The organism is Type-D symbiont of Plautia stali (assembly GCF_001485335.1).
In the GTDB taxonomy this organism is placed as follows: Bacteria; Pseudomonadota; Gammaproteobacteria; order Enterobacterales; family Enterobacteriaceae; genus Pantoea; species Pantoea vagans_C.
Window position 1 is genome coordinate 21,266 of record NZ_BBOC01000039.1, and the last position, 21,118, is coordinate 42,383.

General features: G+C 54.8%; 19 protein-coding genes and 1 pseudogene. 19 read left to right on the plus strand and 1 reads right to left on the minus strand.

The window, feature by feature from the left end:
* The first annotated feature begins 37 nt into the window (after nucleotides 1–37).
* The 7 genes from pxpB (at nucleotide 38) to nei (ending at nucleotide 5,608) form a co-directional block, all read left to right on the plus strand.
* On the plus strand, nucleotides 38–694 hold the full coding sequence (pxpB, locus tag PSSD_RS13700) for a 5-oxoprolinase subunit PxpB (RefSeq protein WP_039330455.1): 657 nt from the start codon (nucleotides 38–40) through the stop codon (nucleotides 692–694).
* The gene (gene pxpC, locus PSSD_RS13705) at nucleotides 688–1,620 is read left to right on the plus strand and encodes a 5-oxoprolinase subunit PxpC (protein WP_058972615.1); all 933 of its coding nucleotides are present in this window, start codon (nucleotides 688–690) and stop codon (nucleotides 1,618–1,620) included. The genes pxpB and pxpC overlap by 7 nt, the downstream gene beginning before the upstream one ends.
* Nucleotides 1,610–2,347 carry a 5-oxoprolinase subunit PxpA gene (gene pxpA / locus PSSD_RS13710; protein WP_058972616.1) on the plus strand — a complete coding sequence of 246 codons (738 nt, stop codon included), beginning with the start codon at nucleotides 1,610–1,612 and terminating at the stop codon, nucleotides 2,345–2,347. The genes pxpC and pxpA overlap by 11 nt, the downstream gene beginning before the upstream one ends.
* Nucleotides 2,348–2,408: 61 nt before the next feature.
* The gene (locus PSSD_RS13715; protein ID WP_058972617.1) at nucleotides 2,409–3,137 is read left to right on the plus strand and encodes a DUF969 domain-containing protein; all 729 of its coding nucleotides are present in this window, start codon (nucleotides 2,409–2,411) and stop codon (nucleotides 3,135–3,137) included.
* Complete coding sequence (locus tag PSSD_RS13720; protein WP_058972618.1) at nucleotides 3,137–4,153, plus strand: DUF979 domain-containing protein; 1,017 nt, start codon at nucleotides 3,137–3,139, stop codon at nucleotides 4,151–4,153. Before PSSD_RS13715 ends, PSSD_RS13720 begins: the two co-directional genes overlap by 1 nt.
* A gap of 7 nt (nucleotides 4,154–4,160) precedes the next feature.
* Nucleotides 4,161–4,808 (plus strand): pyroglutamyl-peptidase I, encoded by a 648-nt coding sequence (gene pcp, locus PSSD_RS13725; RefSeq protein WP_039330446.1) that lies wholly within the window; start codon nucleotides 4,161–4,163, stop codon nucleotides 4,806–4,808.
* A gap of 11 nt (nucleotides 4,809–4,819) precedes the next feature.
* A complete protein-coding gene (nei, locus tag PSSD_RS13730; protein WP_058972619.1) occupies nucleotides 4,820–5,608 on the plus strand; it encodes an endonuclease VIII in 789 nt (262 codons plus the stop codon).
* A gap of 27 nt (nucleotides 5,609–5,635) precedes the next feature.
* On the opposite strand, the gene PSSD_RS13735 is transcribed toward nei, so the two are convergent.
* Nucleotides 5,636–6,919, minus strand: coding sequence for a citrate synthase (locus PSSD_RS13735; protein WP_039330443.1), 1,284 nt, complete (start codon nucleotides 6,917–6,919; stop codon nucleotides 5,636–5,638).
* A gap of 594 nt (nucleotides 6,920–7,513) precedes the next feature.
* Between PSSD_RS13735 and sdhC the strand changes: the two genes are divergently transcribed.
* The 12 genes and pseudogenes from sdhC (at nucleotide 7,514) to ybgE (ending at nucleotide 20,961) form a co-directional block, all read left to right on the plus strand.
* Nucleotides 7,514–7,945, plus strand: coding sequence for a succinate dehydrogenase cytochrome b556 subunit (sdhC, locus tag PSSD_RS13740; RefSeq protein WP_176505733.1), 432 nt, complete (start codon nucleotides 7,514–7,516; stop codon nucleotides 7,943–7,945).
* Nucleotides 7,939–8,286: a succinate dehydrogenase membrane anchor subunit gene (sdhD, locus tag PSSD_RS13745; protein WP_039330441.1), complete on the plus strand. Its 348-nt coding sequence runs from the start codon at nucleotides 7,939–7,941 to the stop codon at nucleotides 8,284–8,286. The genes sdhC and sdhD overlap by 7 nt, the downstream gene beginning before the upstream one ends.
* On the plus strand, nucleotides 8,287–10,053 hold the full coding sequence (gene sdhA / locus PSSD_RS13750) for a succinate dehydrogenase flavoprotein subunit (protein ID WP_039330439.1): 1,767 nt from the start codon (nucleotides 8,287–8,289) through the stop codon (nucleotides 10,051–10,053). It begins immediately after the preceding gene.
* A gap of 14 nt (nucleotides 10,054–10,067) precedes the next feature.
* Nucleotides 10,068–10,784, plus strand: coding sequence for a succinate dehydrogenase iron-sulfur subunit (locus PSSD_RS13755; protein WP_039330437.1), 717 nt, complete (start codon nucleotides 10,068–10,070; stop codon nucleotides 10,782–10,784).
* 208 nt (nucleotides 10,785–10,992) lie between these two features.
* A pseudogene (gene sucA / locus PSSD_RS13760) lies at nucleotides 10,993–13,802 on the plus strand (2-oxoglutarate dehydrogenase E1 component).
* A gap of 15 nt (nucleotides 13,803–13,817) precedes the next feature.
* Nucleotides 13,818–15,032 (plus strand): 2-oxoglutarate dehydrogenase complex dihydrolipoyllysine-residue succinyltransferase, encoded by a 1,215-nt coding sequence (gene odhB, locus PSSD_RS13765; protein ID WP_039330434.1) that lies wholly within the window; start codon nucleotides 13,818–13,820, stop codon nucleotides 15,030–15,032.
* A gap of 61 nt (nucleotides 15,033–15,093) precedes the next feature.
* Nucleotides 15,094–16,260 (plus strand): ADP-forming succinate--CoA ligase subunit beta, encoded by a 1,167-nt coding sequence (gene sucC, locus PSSD_RS13770; RefSeq protein ID WP_034829153.1) that lies wholly within the window; start codon nucleotides 15,094–15,096, stop codon nucleotides 16,258–16,260.
* A complete protein-coding gene (sucD, locus tag PSSD_RS13775; protein ID WP_034829155.1) occupies nucleotides 16,260–17,135 on the plus strand; it encodes a succinate--CoA ligase subunit alpha in 876 nt (291 codons plus the stop codon). The genes sucC and sucD overlap by 1 nt, the downstream gene beginning before the upstream one ends.
* A 681-nt stretch (nucleotides 17,136–17,816) precedes the next feature.
* The gene (gene cydA / locus PSSD_RS13785) at nucleotides 17,817–19,388 is read left to right on the plus strand and encodes a cytochrome ubiquinol oxidase subunit I (protein ID WP_058972621.1); all 1,572 of its coding nucleotides are present in this window, start codon (nucleotides 17,817–17,819) and stop codon (nucleotides 19,386–19,388) included.
* Between the two features lie 11 nt (nucleotides 19,389–19,399).
* Nucleotides 19,400–20,539 (plus strand): cytochrome d ubiquinol oxidase subunit II, encoded by a 1,140-nt coding sequence (gene cydB / locus PSSD_RS13790; protein WP_058972622.1) that lies wholly within the window; start codon nucleotides 19,400–19,402, stop codon nucleotides 20,537–20,539.
* Nucleotides 20,540–20,554: 15 nt separating this feature from the next.
* Nucleotides 20,555–20,668, plus strand: coding sequence for a cytochrome bd-I oxidase subunit CydX (cydX, locus tag PSSD_RS13795; RefSeq protein WP_058962355.1), 114 nt, complete (start codon nucleotides 20,555–20,557; stop codon nucleotides 20,666–20,668).
* Nucleotides 20,668–20,961: a cyd operon protein YbgE gene (gene ybgE, locus PSSD_RS13800; protein ID WP_039330427.1), complete on the plus strand. Its 294-nt coding sequence runs from the start codon at nucleotides 20,668–20,670 to the stop codon at nucleotides 20,959–20,961. The genes cydX and ybgE overlap by 1 nt, the downstream gene beginning before the upstream one ends.
* Nucleotides 20,962–21,118: the final 157 nt, after the last annotated feature.

Consider the following 21,118-nt stretch of genomic DNA (forward strand, 5'->3'; position numbering starts at 1 on the left):
TTTTTTGTCCGCTTTGGTGATGACCAGGAGGTAGGTTTTGCAACGAGCACGTTGTTATCTGCTTGGTGAACGGGCGGTGGTGTTGGAACTGGAACCGCCGATTTCGTTGACCAGTCAGCAGCGCATTTGGGGATTATGCCAAAGGCTGCAGCACAATGATCAGGTGCAGGAAGTGATTCCGGGGATGAACAACCTGACGCTGCTGCTGCGCGATCCTCAGCTGAATGCGCTGGATGCCATCGAGCGTTTACAGCGCTGGTGGGAAGAGAGCGAAGAGCAGATTCCTGAATCACGTCGGGTTGAGATCCCAGTGGTGTACGGTGGCGTCGGTGGCCCCGACCTGCAGGTAGTGGCCGAGGGCGCCAGTATGACGCCAAAGCAGGTGGTTGAACTGCACAGTAGCACAGACTACGTGGTGTATTTCATCGGCTTCCAGCCGGGTTTCCCCTACCTGGGCGGCCTGGACGAGCGGCTGCACACGCCTCGTCGCGCTGAGCCTCGGGTGCAAGTTCCCCGTGGTTCGGTGGGTATTGGTGGCAGCCAGACCGGCATCTATCCTCTGGCCGCACCGGGTGGCTGGCAGTTGATTGGTCAGACCCAGCTCAGCTTGTTCGATCCTTTACAACATCCGCCAACGTTGCTGCGTCCTGGCGACAGCGTGCGCTTTGTACCGCAGCAGGAGGGCGTATGTTAAACATTTTACGAGCCGGATTGATGACCTCGATTCAGGATCAGGGGCGCAGTGGCTGGCGGCAGTATGGCATCAGCGTGAGTGGCGCACTCGACCAGCCGTCGATGCGCACCGCCAATATGCTGGTGGGCAACCCGGAAGAGAGCGCGGTGCTGGAAATCGTGCTGGGTCAGTTTAAAGCCGAGTTCAAGCGTGACGGCTGGTTCGCACTGACCGGTGCGGGCTGTAACGCCGACCTCGACGGCAAACCGGTATGGACCGGCTGGCGCTTGCCGGTGAAAAAAGGGCAGGTGCTGTCTCTGGCGATGCCGGTGCGCGGGATGCGCAGCTATCTGGCGGTGAATGGCGGTTTTGCCACAGATGCCATGCTGGGTTCGCACAGTACCGATCTCAAAGCCGGCTTTGGGGGATGGCAGGGGCGAAAACTGCAAGATGGTGATCAACTGCCGTTAGGGAAAGCCACGCGTACTTTCAAGGCAAAAGCCGGTGTGCGCCAATTGCTTTGGGGCAACCGCATCCGCGCTTTACCGGGCCCAGAATACAGCGAGTTCACACGTGAAGCGCAGGAAGGATTCTGGCGCAGCCCGTGGAAGCTCAGCCCGCAGAGTAATCGTATGGGCTATCGCTTACAGGGACGGCAGCTACAGCGCAAAGCCACGCGTGATTTGCTCTCTCACGGATTAGTGCCTGGCGTGGTGCAGGTGCCACCGAATGGCCAGCCTATTGTGCTGATGGCCGATGCGCAAACCACGGGCGGTTATCCGCGTATTGCCTGCGTAATCGAAGCTGACCTCTACCAACTGGCGCAAATTCGCCTCGGTGAACCCATCCACTTTATCCATTGCACCCTGGAAGAAGCCCTGCTGGCGAAGCAGCATCAACAGCGCTCCTTCGATCAAATAGCCTGGGGGCTTGCTCATGAAGATTGATCTCAATGCCGATCTCGGTGAAGGCAGCGCCAGCGATCAGGAACTGCTGACGCTGGTCAGCTCTGCCAACATCGCCTGCGGTTTCCACGCAGGTGATGCGCAAACCATGCTGCAGTCGGTGCGCTGGGCTAAAGCCAGCGGTGTAGCGATTGGCGCACATCCCAGCTTCCCAGATCGGGAAAACTTTGGACGTACCGCCATGCATCTCCCGCCGGAAACGGTGTATGCCCAGATGATTTATCAAATTGGTGCACTGAAAAGTATCACTGAAAGTGAAGGCGAACGTCTGGTGCATGTGAAGCCACATGGCATGCTTTACAACCAGGCAGCCGGAGATGCTCAGCTGGCGGATGCGATTGCGTGCGCCGTTAAAGCGGTTGATCCCACATTAATTCTGGTCGGTCTGGCAGGGAGTGCCTCCATCGCGGCCGCTGCGCATCATGGCTTGCGCACGCGCGAGGAAGTGTTTGCCGATCGCGGCTATCTGGCGAGCGGGGCATTAGTGCCGCGTAGCCAGGCAGGGGCGATGATCGAAGAGGCCGATCTGGCTCTGGCGCAGACGCTGGCCATGGTGCAACAGCGCCAGGTGCAGAGCATCAGCGGTGAGTGGGTGAAGGTCAATGCAGAAACCGTTTGTCTGCACGGCGATGGCGCGCACGCACTGCAATTCGCGCGTACGCTGCGTGCGGCATTTACGGCACATCAAATCACTGTCACCAGCGCATAACAATGATTCACCCGCCCGGCAGCAGCTTGTCGGGCTTTTTATTTTCTGATGAGGGTAAACAATGGATAATGTGGTCAATCTCTGGCCGTTACTCGGCATTGCCACTATCGTGCTGGGGTTCGTATTGCGTTTTAACCCGGTGCTGGTGGTGATTGTCGCCGGTTTTGTCACGGGACTGGCGGCACATCTGCCGCTGGCGGACATTCTGGAAAAGTTGGGTTCCGGCTTCCTGAACACCCGTAACCTGCCGCTGATTTTGTTACTGCCGCTGGCGGTTATCGGCTTGCTGGAGCGCCATGGTCTGAAAGAGCGTGCGCAAACCTGGATCGCGCAGATCAAAACCGCAACGGCTGGCCGTTTGCTGATCGTCTACCTGTTCGTGCGTGAAATCACCGCGGCACTGGGATTAACCAGCCTTGGCGGCCATCCACAGATGGTGCGTCCTCTGTTAGCGCCGATGGCAGAAGGGGCCACTGAAAATCGTTACGGCGAAGTGCCCGATGAAGTGCGCCATCGTCTGCGAGCCATGTCGGCTGCCACCGATAACGTCGGTCTGTTTTTTGGTGAGGATATCTTTGTTGCCTTTGGTGCCATTATCTTCATGCACAACTTTATGCAGGAGTCGGCGGGCATCAGCACCGAACCGTTGCATATCGCCTTGTGGGGCATTCCTACCGCGCTCTGCGCCTTCCTCATCCACTCAGCACGTTTAGTGCGGCTTGACCGTCAGCTTGCGCGTGAATTAGGCGCACTGAATCAGCAGGCACTGAACGCTAAAGGAGGGCAATAATGTTTCAGCAACAATATTTGATGTGGCTGGCGGGTGTCATCCTGCTGGTGGTGGCGGTGCTCTCCTGGCGTGACAGCGCCAACCCACGCCGTTTTACCACCGGACTATTCTGGGCGCTGTATGGCCTGATTTTCCTGCTCGGTGATGGTGCTTACCAATTGATGGGACAGTGGGCGGGTGATGCCGCGCTGGGTAAGCGTTGGTTACACATCGGCGTAGGTGTGGCCGTGGTACTGATGGCGCTGATTGCTGGCTTCGGAGGCGTGCGCCTTGGCAGCTATCATCAGCGCAGTGATAAGCAGAAACAGGAAAGCGCCGGGCGTCTGCGTAACAAACTGTTCCTGCCTGCGCTGGCAATTCCCGTGGTTACGGTGATTGGCGTACTGGCGTTTAACAATATTCCCGGCTTGCAGGATGCAGTGTTCGGTCCTGGCAACCACTCTACGTTGGTGACGCTGTTCTCGATGATGGTGGGCTGTGTGCTGGGCTGGTTAATTGCCTTGAAGTTCACCCACGAAAAACCGCTGCAGTCGATTCAGGAAACGCGTCGCTTACTGGATGCCGTGGGCTGGGCCTTTATTTTGCCGCAGATCCTCGCCACCTTGGGTCTGCTGTTCACCAGCGCCGGCGTGGGCACGGCCATTTCCCATCTCACCGAACAGTATCTGGCGGTAGATAACCGTCTGATTGCGGTAGCCGTGTATGCGATTGGTATGGCGCTGTTGACCATGGTGATGGGCAATGCCTTTGCGGCTTTCCCGATTGTCACTGCGGGGATTGGGATTCCGATTCTGGTGTTGCAGCATGGGGGTAATCCGGCGGTGATGGCGGCGATTGGCATGTTCTCTGGCTACTGCGGCACGTTGATGACGCCAATGGCGGCTAACTTCAACATCGTGCCTGCTCGCTTGTTAGAACTGCCGGACCGTAATGCAGTGATCAAGGCTCAGGTGCCCACCGGTGTGCTACTGTTGGTGGTAAACGTGTTCCTGCTCTACTTCCTGATGTTCCTGTGAGGCCGTAATGAAAACCGTGTTGATGACCGCCTTTGAACCCTTTGGCGGTGAAAGCATTAACCCTTCGTGGGAAGCCGTACGCAGTTTTGATGGCAAAGAAATCGCGGGTGCGCGCATTGTTGTGCGCCAGTTGCCAGTGGTGTTTGCCAGCTGTGGCAAAGTGCTAACCCAGGCGCTGGAAGAGATTCAGCCAGACCGCGTGCTGTGCGTGGGGCAGGCGGGAGGACGCAGCGATATTACCGTTGAACGCGTGGCGATTAACGTGAATGACGCGCGTATTCCTGACAACGATCGGCAGCAACCGATCGACCAGCCTATTGTGGCAGATGGTCCAGCCGCTTACTTCTCCACGTTGCCCATTAAGGCGATTGTGGCGGCACTGCGCGAAGTCGGCGTGCCGGCTTCGGTGTCGCAAACGGCGGGGACCTTCACCTGTAATAACGTGATGTACAGTTTGCTGCACTGGTTGCAGACCACCCATAGCCCGGCGCGGGGGGGATTTATCCATATCCCCTATATGCCAGAGCAGGCGGTGAACCATCCCGGTGTGGCGAGCATGGCAACCGCCAGCGTGATTCTGGCACTGGAAACCGCACTGCAGGTGATCTTGAGCACTGAGCAGGACATTCGTGTCGTTGGTGGCGCAACGCACTAACAGGAGATGTGATGCCTGAGGGACCGGAGATCCGCCGTGCGGCGGATCAATTGGCCGCGGCAATGGTGGGCAAACCGCTGACTGATGTGTGGTTTGCCTTTCCTGAGCTGAAAACCTACGAACCGGCGCTGATGGGGGAAACCATCAACGCCTTCGAGACGCGCGGCAAAGCGCTGCTGACGCACTTTTCTAACGGCTTAATTCTTTACAGCCATAACCAACTCTATGGTGTCTGGCGCGTGGTGCCCACGGGAACCGAACCCAATACCTCGCGGCAACTGCGCGTGCGCCTGGCGAACGCCGACCAAACCATCCTGCTGTACAGCGCCTCCGATATTGAACTGCTCAACGCGGATACTTTAGGTGCACATCCTTTCCTGCAGCGGGTCGGACCCGATGTGCTTGACGCCAGCCTGACTGTGGAGGAAGTGCGCGAGCGATTGCTGTCGCCGCGTTTTCGTCGTCGTCAGTTTAGCGGCCTGTTACTCGATCAGGCATTTTTGGCTGGCTTGGGTAATTATCTGCGCGTGGAGATTTTATGGCACGCGGGCTTGTTAGCGTCCCATCGTGCGCAAGATCTGACTGAAGTGCAGCTCAATGCGTTAAGTGAAGCGACGCTGGCAGTACCGCGTTTGTCGTATCAGATGCGTGGCAGTATGAAGAAATATCACGAAGAGGCGGCATTTCGTTTTGAAGTGTTTCATCGCCAGGGCAAGAAATGTCGGCGTTGTGGCACTCTCATCGAGAAGGGCGTGCTGTCATCGCGACCGTTCTACTGGTGTCCGGGATGCCAGAAATGAAAAGGGCGGGATAACCCGCCCTCTGTTTTATTTCTTCAGCGCCGAAGTGAATGGACGCTCGGTGTAACCGGTATACAGCTGACGTGGACGCGCAATCTTCATGCCTTCGTCGTGCATCTCTTTCCAGTGTGCAATCCAACCCACGGTACGCGCCATCGCGAAGATCACGGTAAACATGGAAGACGGAATGCCCATCGCTTTCAGAATAATGCCAGAGTAGAAATCGACGTTTGGATAGAGTTTACGTTCGATGAAGTACGGGTCGTTCAGCGCAATGTGTTCCAGCTCCATCGCCACTTCCAGCAGATCATCTTTCATGCCCAATTCGTTCAGCACTTCGTGACAGGTTTCACGCATCACAGTGGCGCGCGGGTCATAGTTTTTATAAACACGGTGACCAAAGCCCATCAGGCGGAATGAATCGTTTTTGTCTTTCGCTCGACGCACGAACTCTGGGATGTGATCCACAGTGCTGATCTCTTCCAGCATGCGCAGGGTGGCTTCGTTGGCGCCGCCGTGAGCCGGTCCCCACAGGGAAGCAATACCGGCCGCGATACAGGCAAACGGGTTCGCACCAGAAGAACCGGCGGTACGCACAGTGGAGGTGGAGGCGTTCTGCTCATGGTCGGCGTGCAGGATCAGAATACGGTCCATCGCGCGTTCCAGTACCGGATTCACTTTGTACTCTTCACATGGTGTAGCGAACATCATGTGCAGGAAGTTACCAGCATAGGACAAGTCGTTGCGTGGATACACAAACGGCTGACCGATGGAATATTTGTAACACATGGCTGCCATGGTCGGCATTTTCGACAACAGACGGAAAGCGGCGATTTCGCGGTGACGTTCAATATTAACGTCTAAGGAGTCGTGATAAAACGCGGCCAACGCGCCTGTTACGCCACACATCACTGCCATTGGATGCGAATCGCGGCGGAAGCCATGGAACAGTCGGGTGATTTGTTCGTGAATCATGGTGTGGCGGGTAACGGTGGTGCGGAACTCTTCGAACTGGGCTTGGGTCGGGGCTTCACCATTCAGCAGGATGTAACACACTTCGAGATAGTTGGAGTGGGTTGCCAGCTCAGAAATCGGGAATCCGCGGTGTAACAGAATGCCTTCATCACCGTCGATAAAGGTGATTTTAGATTCGCATGACGCAGTAGAGGTAAAGCCGGGATCAAAAGTGAACAGGCCATGTGAGCCCAAGGCGCGGACATCAACAACATCTTGTCCCAGCGTACCTTGCATCACATCCAGTTCAACGGAAGCGTTATCTTGTAGGGTTAGCGTCACTTTTTTATCTGTCATTTTTCGTCTCCATAGCGCCTTAGTAGGTAAGGATCTTAGACACCAGAATAGCCTTCATGTTGTGTAAAACCACAATCTTCACAGTATCACTCTGCGGTAACGTTTGTCGTGCAGGGTTACAGAGCTAAAGATGCGTTAGGGCCAGTCGGTGGCGTTCGGGCATGACATGCTGAACAGCGCGGATGTTAAAGATCCTGTCACGACATAACTTCTTGGTAACCAATAACCTGATGCTTTGTGTTGCTCGTAATGGCAATGTTACATAACTTGAGCTTAGGGGAAAGTGTATCCCCATAACTTTTGTGCATCATAGGGCTTTAATGCGTTTGTTTGTAACTGAAATGTTGATCTTTTGTCAAATCAGATAATTAAAAATGTATGAATTGTGAAATTCGTGAGGGTGATCACTGTTCAGCTTAAATGTGACCAAAGAGATTGTAGGGGAATTGTAATCAGAATGTGATCCTCCTATACTGCGGCCAGGTCTCCGGAATACCCTGACACCAGGAGCCACCCAGCGTTTTACCCGCGTCACATAACACTGGATGTTGCTATTTTGGTGGCGGTTGCAGTCTGAACACGCGCTGTGCTCTGATGCGACTCAGGTCCGGAGGAAGCAAAATAAAAAAGAGCTGTGTGGGCAAAACCGTGAAAAAACAAAGACCTGTTAACTTGGATCTCTCGACGATCCGGTTTCCCGTTACTGCAATATCGTCCATTCTCCACCGCGTCTCCGGCGTGATTACCTTTGTCGCTCTCGGAATACTGCTCTGGTTACTGGGTCTCTCTCTCTCTTCTCCTGAAGGCTTCCAGCAAGCGGCGTCCATCATGGACAGCTTCTTCGCCAAATTCATCATGTGGGGCATCCTGACTGCACTGGCGTATCACGTCGTGGGCGGTATTCGTCATATGCTGGCTGATTTTGGCTTTATGGAAGAAACCCTGCAGGTGGGAACCCGTTCCGCGCAAGCGGCTTTTGGTATCACTGTCGTGCTCTCAATTTTGGCTGGAGTCCTCGTATGGTAAGCAATGCTTCTGCATTAGGACGCAACGGTATTCATGACTGGCTGTTACTGCGTGCTGCTGCAATCTTAATGACGCTCTACATCATCTACCTGCTTGGCTTTGTGGTGATGACCGGCACCCTGACCTATGACAACTGGCATGGCTTCTTCGCTTCTGCCTTCACCAAAGTGTTTACGATACTGACGCTATTCTCGATCCTGGTCCACGGCTGGATTGGCATGTGGCAGGTCCTGACCGACTACGTTAAGCCGGTAGCAACCCGTTTGCTGCTGCAGTTTGTGATTGTGGTCGCGCTGTTGTCGTACGCCGTTTATGGAATTGTTGTTGTGTGGGGTGTGTAAATGAGTTTGCCAGTCAGAGAATTTGATGCCGTGGTGATCGGCGCGGGTGGCGCGGGAATGCGCGCGGCTCTGCAAATCTCCCAATCGGGCCAGACCTGTGCCCTGTTATCCAAAGTTTTCCCGACCCGTTCTCATACCGTATCTGCGCAGGGCGGTATCACCGTTGCGCTGGGTAACACCCATGACGATAACTGGGAATGGCATATGTATGACACCGTCAAAGGCTCCGACTACATCGGTGACCAGGACGCGATCGAATATATGTGTCACGTCGGTCCAGAAGCGATTCTGGAACTGGAACACATGGGTCTGCCTTTCTCACGTCTTGATGACGGCCGCGTGTATCAGCGTCCGTTTGGTGGTCAGTCGAAAAACTTCGGCGGTGAGCAGGCGGCGCGTACCGCTGCGGCAGCCGACCGTACGGGCCACGCACTGTTGCATACCCTGTATCAGCAGAACCTGAAAAACAAAACCACCATCTTCTCCGAGTGGTATGCGCTGGATCTGGTGAAAAACGAAGACGGTGCGATTGTTGGTTGTACCGCAATCTGCATGGAAACTGGCGAAACCGTCTACTTCAAAGCTAAGGCCACTATCCTGGCAACCGGCGGCGCGGGTCGTATTTATCAGTCCACCACCAATGCTCACATCAACACCGGTGACGGCGTCGGTATGGCGCTGCGTGCGGGCGTACCCGTGCAGGATATGGAAATGTGGCAGTTCCACCCAACCGGCATCGCCGGTGCGGGCGTGTTGGTTACCGAAGGGTGCCGCGGCGAGGGTGGTTATCTGCTGAACAAACACGGTGAACGTTTCATGGAACGTTACGCGCCGAACGCCAAAGATCTGGCCGGTCGTGACGTGGTTGCCCGTTCGATGATGGTTGAAATTCGTGAAGGTCGTGGTTGCGATGGTCCATGGGGCCCGCATATCAAGCTGAAACTCGACCATCTGGGTGCTGAAGTGCTGGAGTCCCGCCTGCCGGGTATCCTTGAACTGTCGCGTACCTTTGCTCACGTCGATCCGATTAAAGAGCCGATTCCGGTTATCCCTACCTGTCACTACATGATGGGCGGCGTGCCGACCAAAGTCACCGGTCAGGCGCTGCGCGTGAACGAGCAGGGCGAAGATGAAGTGATTCCGGGCCTGTTCGCTGTAGGCGAAATCGCCTGCGTATCGGTACACGGCGCTAACCGTCTGGGCGGTAACTCACTGCTGGACCTGGTGGTATTCGGTCGTGCGGCCGGTGTGCATCTGCTGGAATGTATTGAAGAGCAGGGCGAACTGCGTGAAGCCACGCAGGAAAACATCGATGCCGCCATGGCACGTTTCAATCGCTGGGAAAACAACACCACGGGTGAAGACCCGGTTGAAATCCGCAAAGCGTTGCAGCGCTGCATGCAGAACAACTTCTCGGTGTTCCGTGAAGGTGACGCAATGCGTGAAGGTCTGGAAGAGCTGAAAGTGATTCGTGAGCGTCTGAAGTCAGCGCGTCTTGATGACCGTTCGCCAGATTTCAACACGCAGCGTATCGAATGCCTTGAGCTGGATAATCTGATGGAAACCGCTTACGCCACTGCGGTTGCCGCTAACTTCCGTACCGAAAGCCGTGGCGCTCACAGCCGCTTCGACTACCCGGAACGTGATGATGCCAACTGGCTGTGCCACAGCCTCTATGTTCCGCAAACGGAAAGCATGACGCGCCGTGAGGTGAACATGCAACCGAAACTGCGTGCGGCCTTCCCGCCGAAAGCGCGTACCTACTAATTGCGGAGATCATCATGAGACTCGAATTTTCTATCTATCGTTACAACCCGGAAGTCGATGACAAACCGCGGATGCAGGAGTACACCCTGGAATCCGAAGATGGTCGCGACATGATGCTGCTGGACGCGCTGATCCGTTTGAAAGAGAAGGACCCAACGCTGGCCTTCCGTCGCTCATGCCGTGAAGGCGTGTGTGGTTCAGACGGTCTGAATATGAACGGCAAAAATGGTCTGGCTTGTATCACACCGGTCTCGGCGCTGGGCAACGGCACCAAGAAAATTGTTATCCGTCCACTGCCTGGTCTGCCGGTTATCCGCGACCTGGTGGTAGATATGGGGCAATTCTACGCGCAGTATGAGAAGATTAAGCCTTTCTTGTTGAATAATGGAGAAAATCCTCCAGCGCGCGAGCATCTGCAGAGCCCAGCAGAGCGTGAGCATCTGGATGGTTTGTACGAGTGTATTCTGTGTGCGTGCTGCTCAACCTCGTGCCCATCATTCTGGTGGAACCCAGACAAGTTCATCGGTCCGGCTGGCCTGCTGGCAGCGTATCGTTTCCTGATCGACAGCCGCGATACCGAAACGGATGCGCGTCTCGACAACATGAACGATGCTTTCAGTGTATTCCGCTGTCACAGCATTATGAACTGTGTGAGCGTGTGCCCAAAAGGACTAAACCCAACGCGTGCCATCGGTCATATTAAATCGATGCTGCTGCAACGCGGGGCGTAACAAACAGAAGTCACTGTCCGGGAACTGAGGTTCCCGGCAGTTTACGGAAGCCTCTATAAGCGCGGTACTGACCACGCTTATAAAGGTTCCCTTACGGGCCAGGCGGCTTTTGCGCACAGGTTCGTATCGCTGAACTCACTACGGCAAGCCGCGAAAGCGGCAACAAATGAAACCTCATAAAAAGCAGATTAATGCTTAAGGGATCACAATGCAGAACAGCGCGATGAAACCCTGGCTGGACTCCTCCTGGCTGGCCGGCGCGAACCAATCCTACATAGAGCAACTCTATGAGGATTTCCTGACCGATCCTGACTCAGTTGATGAAATGTGGCGCGAGCTGTTCCAACAGCTGCCCGGCACTGGCGTGAAACCTGAGCAATTTCACTCCACCACGCGTGATTACTTCCGCCGCCTGGCAAAAGATGCGACCCGTTACACATCCTCAGTCACCGATCCGGCCACCAATTCCAAACAGGTTAAAGTGCTGCAGCTGATCAATGCGTTCCGCTTCCGCGGCCATCAGCACGCTAACCTCGATCCGCTTGGCCTGTGGAAACAGGATCGCGTGGCGGATCTCGATCCGGCTTATCACGACCTGACCGACGCCGATTTTCAGGTAAAGCTTTAACGTAGGCTCTTTTGCCATCGGCAAAGAAGACCATGAAGCTGGCTGATCTGTTCGCGGCACTGCAGCAGACTTATTGTGGCTCGATTGGTGCAGAGTACATGCACATCAACAACACCGATGAGAAGCGCTGGATCCAGCAGCGTCTTGAATCCGTGGTGGGCCATGCGTCTTTCAGCAGCGACGAGAAAAAAGGTTTCCTGAAAGAGCTGACTGCGGCAGAAGGTCTGGAAAAATACCTTGGTGCAAAATTCCCTGGCGCGAAACGCTTCTCGCTGGAAGGTGGTGATGCACTGGTGCCAATGCTGCGTGAAATGATTCGTCATGCGGGCAAAAGCGGTACCCGTGAAGTGGTACTGGGGATGGCGCACCGTGGCCGTCTCAACGTGCTGATCAACGTACTGGGTAAAAAGCCGCAGGATCTGTTCGACGAATTTTCTGGCAAGCACAAAGAGCACCTCGGCACCGGTGACGTGAAGTACCACATGGGCTTCTCATCTGACGTGGAAACCGAAGGCGGCCTGGTACACCTGGCGCTGGCGTTCAACCCGTCGCACCTTGAAATCGTTAGCCCGGTAGTTATGGGCTCGGTGCGTGCGCGTCTGGATCGTCTGGCTGAGCCAAGCAGCAACAAAGTTCTGCCGATCACCATCCACGGTGATGCCGCGGTCATTGGTCAGGGTGTGGTGCAAGAAACCCTGAACATGTCGCAGGCGCGTGGTTATGAAGTGGGCGGTACCGTTCGCATCGTCATCAACAACCAGGTTGGCTTTACCACCTCCAACCCGAAAGATGCGCGTTCAACGCCTTACTGTACTGACATCGGTAAAATGGTTCTGGCCCCGATCTTCCACGTGAACGCGGATGACCCGGAAGCGGTTGCCTTCGTGACGCGCCTGGCGCTGGACTACCGTAATACCTTCAAACGCGATGTGTTCATCGATCTGGTGTGTTATCGCCGTCACGGCCATAACGAAGCGGACGAGCCAAGTGCAACACAGCCGCTGATGTATCAGAAAATCAAAAAGCACCCAACGCCGCGTAAAATCTATGCCGATCAGCTGGAAAGCGAAGGCGTCGCAACGCTGGAAGATGCCACCGAGCTGGTCAATCTGTACCGCGATGCGTTGGATGAAGGCGAGTGCGTGGTGCCAGAATGGCGTCCGATGAGCCTGCACTCCTTCACCTGGTCGCCGTATCTGAACCACGAGTGGGACGAAAGCTATCCAGAAACTGTCGAACTGAAGCGTGTGCAAGAACTGGCACGTCGCATCAGTAGCATTCCGGAAGCGGTTGAAGTGCAGTCGCGTGTCGCTAAGATCTACAACGATCGTAAAGAGATGGCGGAAGGCAACAAGCTGTTTGACTGGGGCGGCGCTGAGAACCTGGCGTATGCAACGCTGGTCGATGAAGGCATCCCGGTTCGTCTGTCAGGCGAAGACTCCGGTCGTGGAACCTTCTTCCACCGTCATGCGGTGATTCACAACCAGACCAACGGCTCAACCTATACGCCGCTGCACCATATCCATAATGGTCAGGGGCAGTTCAAAGTCTGGGACTCCGTACTGTCTGAAGAAGCAGTACTGGCCTTTGAATACGGTTATGCCACGGCAGAGCCGCGTGTGCTGACCATTTGGGAAGCGCAGTTCGGCGACTTCGCCAACGGTGCACAGGTGGTTATTGACCAGTTCATTAGCTCCGGCGAACAGAAGTGGGGCCGTATGTGTGGCCTGGTGATGCTGCTGCCGCATGGCTATGAAGGCCAGGGCCCAGAGCACTCCTCTGCACGTCTGGAACGTTATCTGCAACTCTGTGCTGAACAGAATATGCAGGTGTGCGTGCCTTCAACGCCTGCGCAGGTTTACCACATGCTGCGTCGCCAGGCGCTGCGCGGTATGCGTCGTCCACTGATTGTGATGTCACCGAAATCGCTGCTGCGCCACCCGCTGGCGGTCTCCACTCTGGAAGAACTGGCTAACGGTGCTTTCCAACCGGCGATTGGCGAGATCGACGATCTGGATCCGAAACAGGTGAAACGCGTCGTGATGTGTTCCGGTAAGGTTTATTACGATCTGCTGGAACAGCGTCGCAAGAATGAGCAGACCGATGTGGCCATCGTGCGTATCGAGCAGCTCTATCCGTTCCCGCACAAAGTGGTGCAGGACGTTCTGAAAAATTATGCACATGTGCAGGATTTCGTCTGGTGTCAGGAAGAGCCACTGAATCAGGGCGCATGGTATTGCAGTCAGCATCATTTCTGCGAAGTGGTTCCATTCGGTGCGTCACTGCGTTATGCAGGTCGTCCGGCTTCTGCTTCACCAGCCGTGGGCTACATGTCCGTACATCAACAACAGCAGCAAGACCTGGTTAACGACGCGCTGAACCTTGGTTAATTAAAAGGAAAGAAAATGAGTAGCGTAGAAATTCTGGTTCCCGATTTGCCTGAATCCGTAGCGGACGCAACGGTTGCAACCTGGCACAAAAAACCCGGCGACGCAGTGAGTCGCGATGAAGTACTGGTTGAGATTGAAACCGACAAAGTTGTGCTGGAAGTGCCTGCTTCAGCAGACGGCGTACTGGAAGCTGTGTTGGAAGATGAAGGCGCGACCGTTACCTCGCGTCAGCTGCTGGGTCGCCTGGTTGAAGGCAACAGCGGTGGTAAAGAGACCTCTGCGAAAGTAGAGAGCAAAGAAGCCACCCCAGAACAGCGTAAGACCGCTTCTCTGGAAGAAGAGAGCAACGATGCGCTGAGCCCAGCGGTTCGCCGCCTGATTGCGGAAAACAACCTCGACGCGAGCCAGATTAAAGGCACCGGCGTCGGCGGCCGTTTGACCCGCGAAGACGTAGAAAAACACGTGGCGAAGAAAGCGGATGGCGCGAAAGCGGCTCCTGCTGCTGCTGCACCGCAGGCTGCTGTGGCTAACCGCAGCGAGAAGCGCGTGCCAATGACGCGTCTGCGTAAGCGTGTGGCGGAGCGTCTGCTGGAAGCGAAAAACAGCACCGCGATGCTGACCACCTTCAACGAAATCAACATGAAGCCGATCATGGATCTGCGTAAGCAGTACGGCGACGCGTTTGAGAAACGTCACGGTGTGCGTCTGGGCTTCATGTCCTTCTACATCAAAGCGGTGGTTGAAGCACTGAAACGCTTCCCAGAAGTGAATGCGTCTATCGATGGCGAAGATGTGGTTTACCACAACTACTTCGACGTCAGCATCGCGGTTTCAACCCCGCGCGGTCTGGTGACCCCAGTACTGAAAGATGTTGACGCGCTGAGCATGGCGGACATCGAGAAGAAAATTAAAGAACTGGCAGTGAAAGGCCGTGACGGCAAGCTGACAGTTGAAGAGCTGACTGGCGGTAACTTCACCATCACCAACGGTGGTGTGTTCGGTTCCCTGATGTCAACGCCGATCATCAACCCACCGCAGAGCGCCATCCTGGGTATGCACGCGATCAAAGAGCGCCCAATGGCGGTTAATGGTCAGGTGGTTATCCTGCCAATGATGTATCTGGCGCTCTCTTATGACCACCGTCTGATTGATGGTCGTGAATCCGTTGGCTACCTGGTCGCGGTCAAAGAGATGCTGGAAGATCCGGCGCGTCTGCTGCTGGATGTCTAATTTTCGCCGGGCGCACTGCATTTAAGTGCGCCCAAACTCATATCTGAATGGATAGAACATCATGAACTTACATGAATACCAGGCGAAGCAGCTGTTTGCTCGCTATGGCATGCCAGCTCCTACTGGTTACGCCTGCGCTACGCCACGTGAAGCAGAAGAAGCCGCCTCTAAAATTGGTGCGGGCCCGTGGGTAGTAAAATGTCAGGTTCATGCCGGTGGCCGCGGTAAAGCGGGCGGCGTGAAAGTGGTGAACAGCAAGGAAGATATCCGTGCATTTGCTGAGCATTGGTTGGGCAAGCGTCTGGTGACCTACCAAACTGATGCTGATGGTCAGCCAGTCAACCAGATTCTGGTTGAAGCCGCGACTGACATCGATCAGGAGCTGTATCTGGGTGCGGTTGTTGACCGTGCTACCCGTCGCGTGATCTTCATGGCTTCAACTGAAGGCGGCGTGGAAATTGAGAAAGTGGCGGAAGAAACCCCGCACCTGATCCACAAAATGGCGTTGGATCCGCTGGCAGGTCCACAGCCTTATCAAGGCCGTGAGTTGGCGTTCAAACTGGGTCTGTCTGGTAAGCAAGTCAGCCAGTTCACCAAAATCTTCATGGGTCTGGCGACCATGTTCCTGGAGCGCGACCTGGCGATGGTTGAGATCAACCCGCTGGTGATCACCAAGCAGGGAGACCTGATCTGCCTCGATGGCAAACTGGGCGCAGACGGTAACGCCCTGTTCCGTCAGCCTGAGCTGCGTGAAATGCGCGATCCAAGCCAGGAAGATCCACGTGAAGCACACGCAACGCAGTGGGAACTGAACTACGTTGCGCTGGATGGCAACATCGGCTGTATGGTGAACGGCGCCGGTCTGGCGATGGGCACCATGGACATCGTGAAACACCACGGTGGTCAGCCTGCTAACTTCCTCGATGTGGGTGGCGGCGCAACCAAAGAGCGCGTGACCGAAGCCTTCAAAATCATCCTGTCTGACGATGCCGTTAAAGCGGTTTTCGTTAACATCTTCGGCGGCATCGTGCGTTGCGACCTGATCGCAGACGGCATCATCGGTGCTGTGGCAGAAGTGGGTGTGAACGTGCCAGTCGTGGTACGTCTGGAAGGTAACAACGCCGAGCTGGGCGCGAAGAAACTGGCCGACAGCGGTCTGAACATCATTGCAGCAACCAGCCTGACAGACGCAGCGCAGCGTGTTGTTGCTGCCGCGGAGGGTAAATAATGTCCATTCTTATCGACAAAAACACCAAAGTCATCTGCCAGGGTTTCACTGGCGGCCAGGGGACTTTCCACTCTGAGCAGGCTTTGGCCTATGGTACGCAGCTGGTTGGCGGTGTAACGCCAGGCAAAGGCGGCACCACGCATCTGGGTCTGCCAGTCTTTAACACCGTGCGTGAAGCGGTAGAAGCCACCGGCGCGACTGCGACCGTGATTTACGTTCCAGCACCTTTCTGCAAAGACGGTATCCTGGAAGCGATCGACGCAGGCATCAAACTGATCATCACCATCACCGAAGGTATCCCGACACTGGATATGCTGACCGTGAAAGTGAAGCTGGATGAAGCTGGCGTGCGCATGATCGGCCCGAACTGCCCAGGTGTGATCACCCCAGGCGAATGTAAGATCGGTATCATGCCAGGTCACATTCACCAGCCAGGCCGCGTAGGTATCGTGTCACGTTCAGGCACCCTGACCTATGAAGCGGTTAAGCAGACCACTGACATCGGCTACGGCCAGTCAACCTGCGTCGGTATCGGTGGTGACCCGATCCCAGGCTCTAACTTCATCGATATCCTGAAAATGTTCCAGGACGATCCACAGACTGAAGTGATCGTGATGATCGGTGAGATCGGTGGTAGCGCAGAAGAAGAAGCTGCTGCCTTCATCAAAGAGCACGTGACCAAGCCAGTTGTTGGCTACATCGCGGGTGTGACTGCACCGAAAGGCAAACGTATGGGTCACGCAGGCGCCATCATTGCCGGTGGTAAAGGCACAGCGGATGAGAAGTTCGCTGCGCTGGAAGCTGCCGGTGTGAAAACCGTGCGCAGCCTGGCTGACATTGGTGACGCGGTTAAAGCGGTTCTGCCAATCAAATAAGCCATCACGTTGTGATGCCAAGAGGCCACCTTCGGGTGGCCTTTTTTATGTCTGAAGAGATGTGCGCAGCTTAGCCACGCAAAAAGCAGGGGAAAAAAGGCAACGGGTTGAAAATCCGCGGCTATGCTTACGGTGTTGGTTAAGTAAAGAAAGGAAAAAAGGCGTGATTTCTGAAGAGAAATTAACGCACTACATCTCGTATGAAGGTTAATAAAATGCGGGAAAAGTAATTATTTTCTTAATTACATCACCCGTTTATGACAACTAATTAACAACGACTCTAACACTACACATCTGGAAAATTATTGTGTTAATCCAGATCAATAAAACGCGAGATATAACAAACTTTACTGCTGGCTTCATGCACGGCAAACGGTATAAATTGCGCTGCATCAATTCAGTCTTAATCGTCATTTTTCAGGAGTTTGTGTCAGGCGTTGCTAGCGCAATTCTGTCGCCTCCACTCATCACTCTCCTGCTCGACAAAGACTGAAGCGATCGGTTTTCGGGGAATTTTCACCCCTGTTACTCTTTCATTTCGGGCTACAGATTTCTCTGTTCTGTCAGTAATAAAACTGGAATCAATAATCAGTCGTTCCTGGATCTTATTCTGCACGTCAATGTTCGCTGTTTACCGTTGTCAGCCGCAGAGTAAATTCATGCGAGGAGCAAGGAGTCATCATGTTAGATATTGTCGAGCTGTCGCGTTTACAGTTTGCCCTGACGGCGATGTACCATTTCCTGTTCGTCCCTTTAACGCTGGGTATGGCGTTTTTGTTGGCGATCATGGAAACCGTATATGTCCTGACGGGGAAACAAATTTATAAAGATATGACCAAATTCTGGGGCAAGTTGTTTGGGATCAACTTTGCGCTGGGTGTGGCAACCGGTCTGACCATGGAATTTCAGTTCGGGACCAACTGGTCATACTATTCACACTACGTCGGCGATATCTTTGGTGCGCCGCTGGCCATCGAAGGCCTGATGGCGTTCTTCCTCGAATCCACCTTTGTTGGCTTGTTCTTCTTTGGCTGGGATCGTCTCGGTAAAGTCCAGCACCTGGCCGTGACCTGGCTGGTGGCGCTCGGTTCCAACATGTCTGCACTGTGGATTTTGGTGGCGAACGGCTGGATGCAAAACCCAATTGCCTCTGAGTTCAATTTCGAAACGATGCGTATGGAGATGGTGAGCTTCTCCGAGCTGGTGCTTAACCCGGTTGCGCAGGTGAAGTTCGTTCACACCGTGGCGGCGGGCTATACCGCCGGGGCGATGTTTGTGCTGGGTATCAGTGCCTGGTATCTGCTCAAAGGTCGTGATGTGGCCTTTGCCAAGCGTTCATTCGGTATTGCCGCCAGCTTCGGTATGGCGGCGATTCTGTCTGTGATCGTGCTGGGTGATGAGTCCGGTTACGAAATGGGTGACGTGCAAAAAACCAAGCTGGCCGCCATTGAAGCGGAGTGGGAAACGCAACCGGCACCGGCTGCGTTCACGCTGTTTGGTATCCCGGATCAGGATTCACAAGAGAACAAGTATGCGATTCAGATCCCGTATTTACTGGGCCTGATCGCCACACGTTCCGTGGATACGCCGGTCACCGGGCTGAAAGATCTGCTGTCACAACATGAAGTGCGTATTCGCAACGGCATGAAAGCGTATGCGTTGCTGAATGAACTGCGCGCGGGCAGCAAAGATCCTGCGGTTCGTACTGAATTTGAAGCCAGTAAACAGGATCTGGGCTACGGCTTGCTGCTGAAGCGTTATACCCCGGACGTGGCGAACGCCACCGAAGCACAGATTCAGAAAGCAACACAGGACTCAATCCCTCGCGTTGCGCCGCTCTACTTCGCCTTCCGCATTATGGTGCTGTGTGGCGTACTGCTGCTGGGCATTATCGCCCTGTCATTCCTGAGTGTGATTCGTAACCGTATTGGTAAGAGCCGCTGGCTACTTAAAGCAGCACTGTATGGTATTCCGCTGCCGTGGATCGCCATCGAATCGGGTTGGTTCGTTGCTGAATACGGCCGTCAGCCGTGGGCGATTGGTGAAGTGCTGCCGACTGCGGTGGCGAACTCTTCACTGACCGTGGGCGATCTGCTGTTCTCGATGATCCTGATCTGCGGTCTCTACACGATTTTCCTGGTGGCGGAAATGTACCTGATGTTCAAATTTGCCCGCCTGGGTCCAAGCAGCCTGAAGACCGGCCGCTACCATCATGAGACCGTGAAAGCGGCCACTCAGCCAGCACGTGGATAAGGAGAGCGACCATGTTTGATTACGAAGTATTGCGCTTTGTCTGGTGGCTGCTGATTGGCGTGCTGCTGATTGGCTTCGCCGTGACGGATGGCTTTGATATGGGCGTGGGCATGCTAACGCGCATTCTGGGTCGCACCGACACAGAACGTCGCATCATGATTAACAGTATCGCCCCGCACTGGGACGGCAACCAGGTATGGCTAATCACCGCCGGCGGTGCGCTGTTTGCTGCATGGCCGATGGTATATGCCGCCGCGTTTTCCGGCTTCTATGTGGCGATGATTCTGGTGCTGGCATCCCTGTTCTTCCGTCCGGTGGGTTTTGATTATCGCTCGAAGATTGAAGATTTGCGCTGGCGCAACACCTGGGACTGGGGCATCTTCATCGGCAGCTTTGTGCCGCCGCTGGTGATTGGCGTGGCGTTTGGCAACTTGCTGCAAGGGGTTCCTTTCCATGCGGATGAGTACTTGCGTCTGTTCTACACCGGTAACTTCTTCCAGTTACTGAATCCGTTCGGTCTCCTGGCGGGCGTGATCAGCGTCGCGATGATTTTGACGCAAGGTGCAACCTATCTACAGATGCGTACCACCGGTGATCTCCACCTGCGCTCACGCGGCACCGCGCAAATCAGCGCGTTGGTGATGATGGTGTGCTTCGTGTTAGCGGGCGTGTGGGTGAAATACGGCATTGATGGCTATGTGGTGAAAAGCGTCATTGATCACCATGCTGCATCCAACCCGTTGGGTAAAGAAGTGGTGCGTGAAGCCGGTGCCTGGCTGGTGAACTTTGAGCAGACGCCAATACTGTGGTTGTTCCCTGTGTTAGGTGTGGTGCTGCCACTGTTAACCGTTCTTTGTTCGCGGATGGAGAAGGGCGCATGGGCGTTTATCTTCTCTTCACTGACACTGGCTTGCGTGATCATGACGGCGGGCATTGCGATGTTCCCATTCATCATGCCTTCCAGCACCGTGCCGGGCACCAGCCTGACCATGTGGGATGCCACCTCTAGCCTGTTAACACTGAAAGTGATGACCTTCGCTGCCATCATCTTTGTTCCCATCATTCTGGCGTACACCTCCTGGTGCTACTACAAGATGTTTGGCCGTATCACCAAAGAACACATTGAGAGCAATACGCACTCCCTGTACTGATTAAGGAGATTGAGCATGTGGTATTTTGCCTGGATTCTTGGCACCCTGCTGGCCTGTGCGTTTGGCGTGATCACGGCGCTGGCTATCGAGCAAGCAGAAGAGAGTGGCGCGAAGGATAAACAGCACTGATGCGCACGCTGATTCAGACACTCTATCGTCTGATGGACAAGGGCCCGTTACGGGCCCTTTCGTTGATACTGGCGTTATGGCTGGCGGGGTGTGTCATTTGGCAACCCTCACGCTTTGCCGCCCGCACCAGCGAGTTAGCTATCTGGCATGGATTACTGTTGATTTGGGCGGTGTGCGCCGGCGTGATTCATGGCACCGGTTTTCGCCCACTGCAAACGCGCTGGCGAGCGGTGTTCTCACCCCTGCCAGCGATGCTGGTGTTAGTTCTGGGGATTTACTGGTTTTATCATTAAGCACTGCGTATCCCCAATCCCTGCGTTTTTTGTCTAAATTCAGGTGCTGACGTGAGTTTTTGTCAGTACCTGGTCAAGAAATCTCCCAAAAATCCTTCCAGTTGTTAACGTGTGATAATTATTTTCTCCTGGCTCTGGCGGACCATTCCCAAGCCGA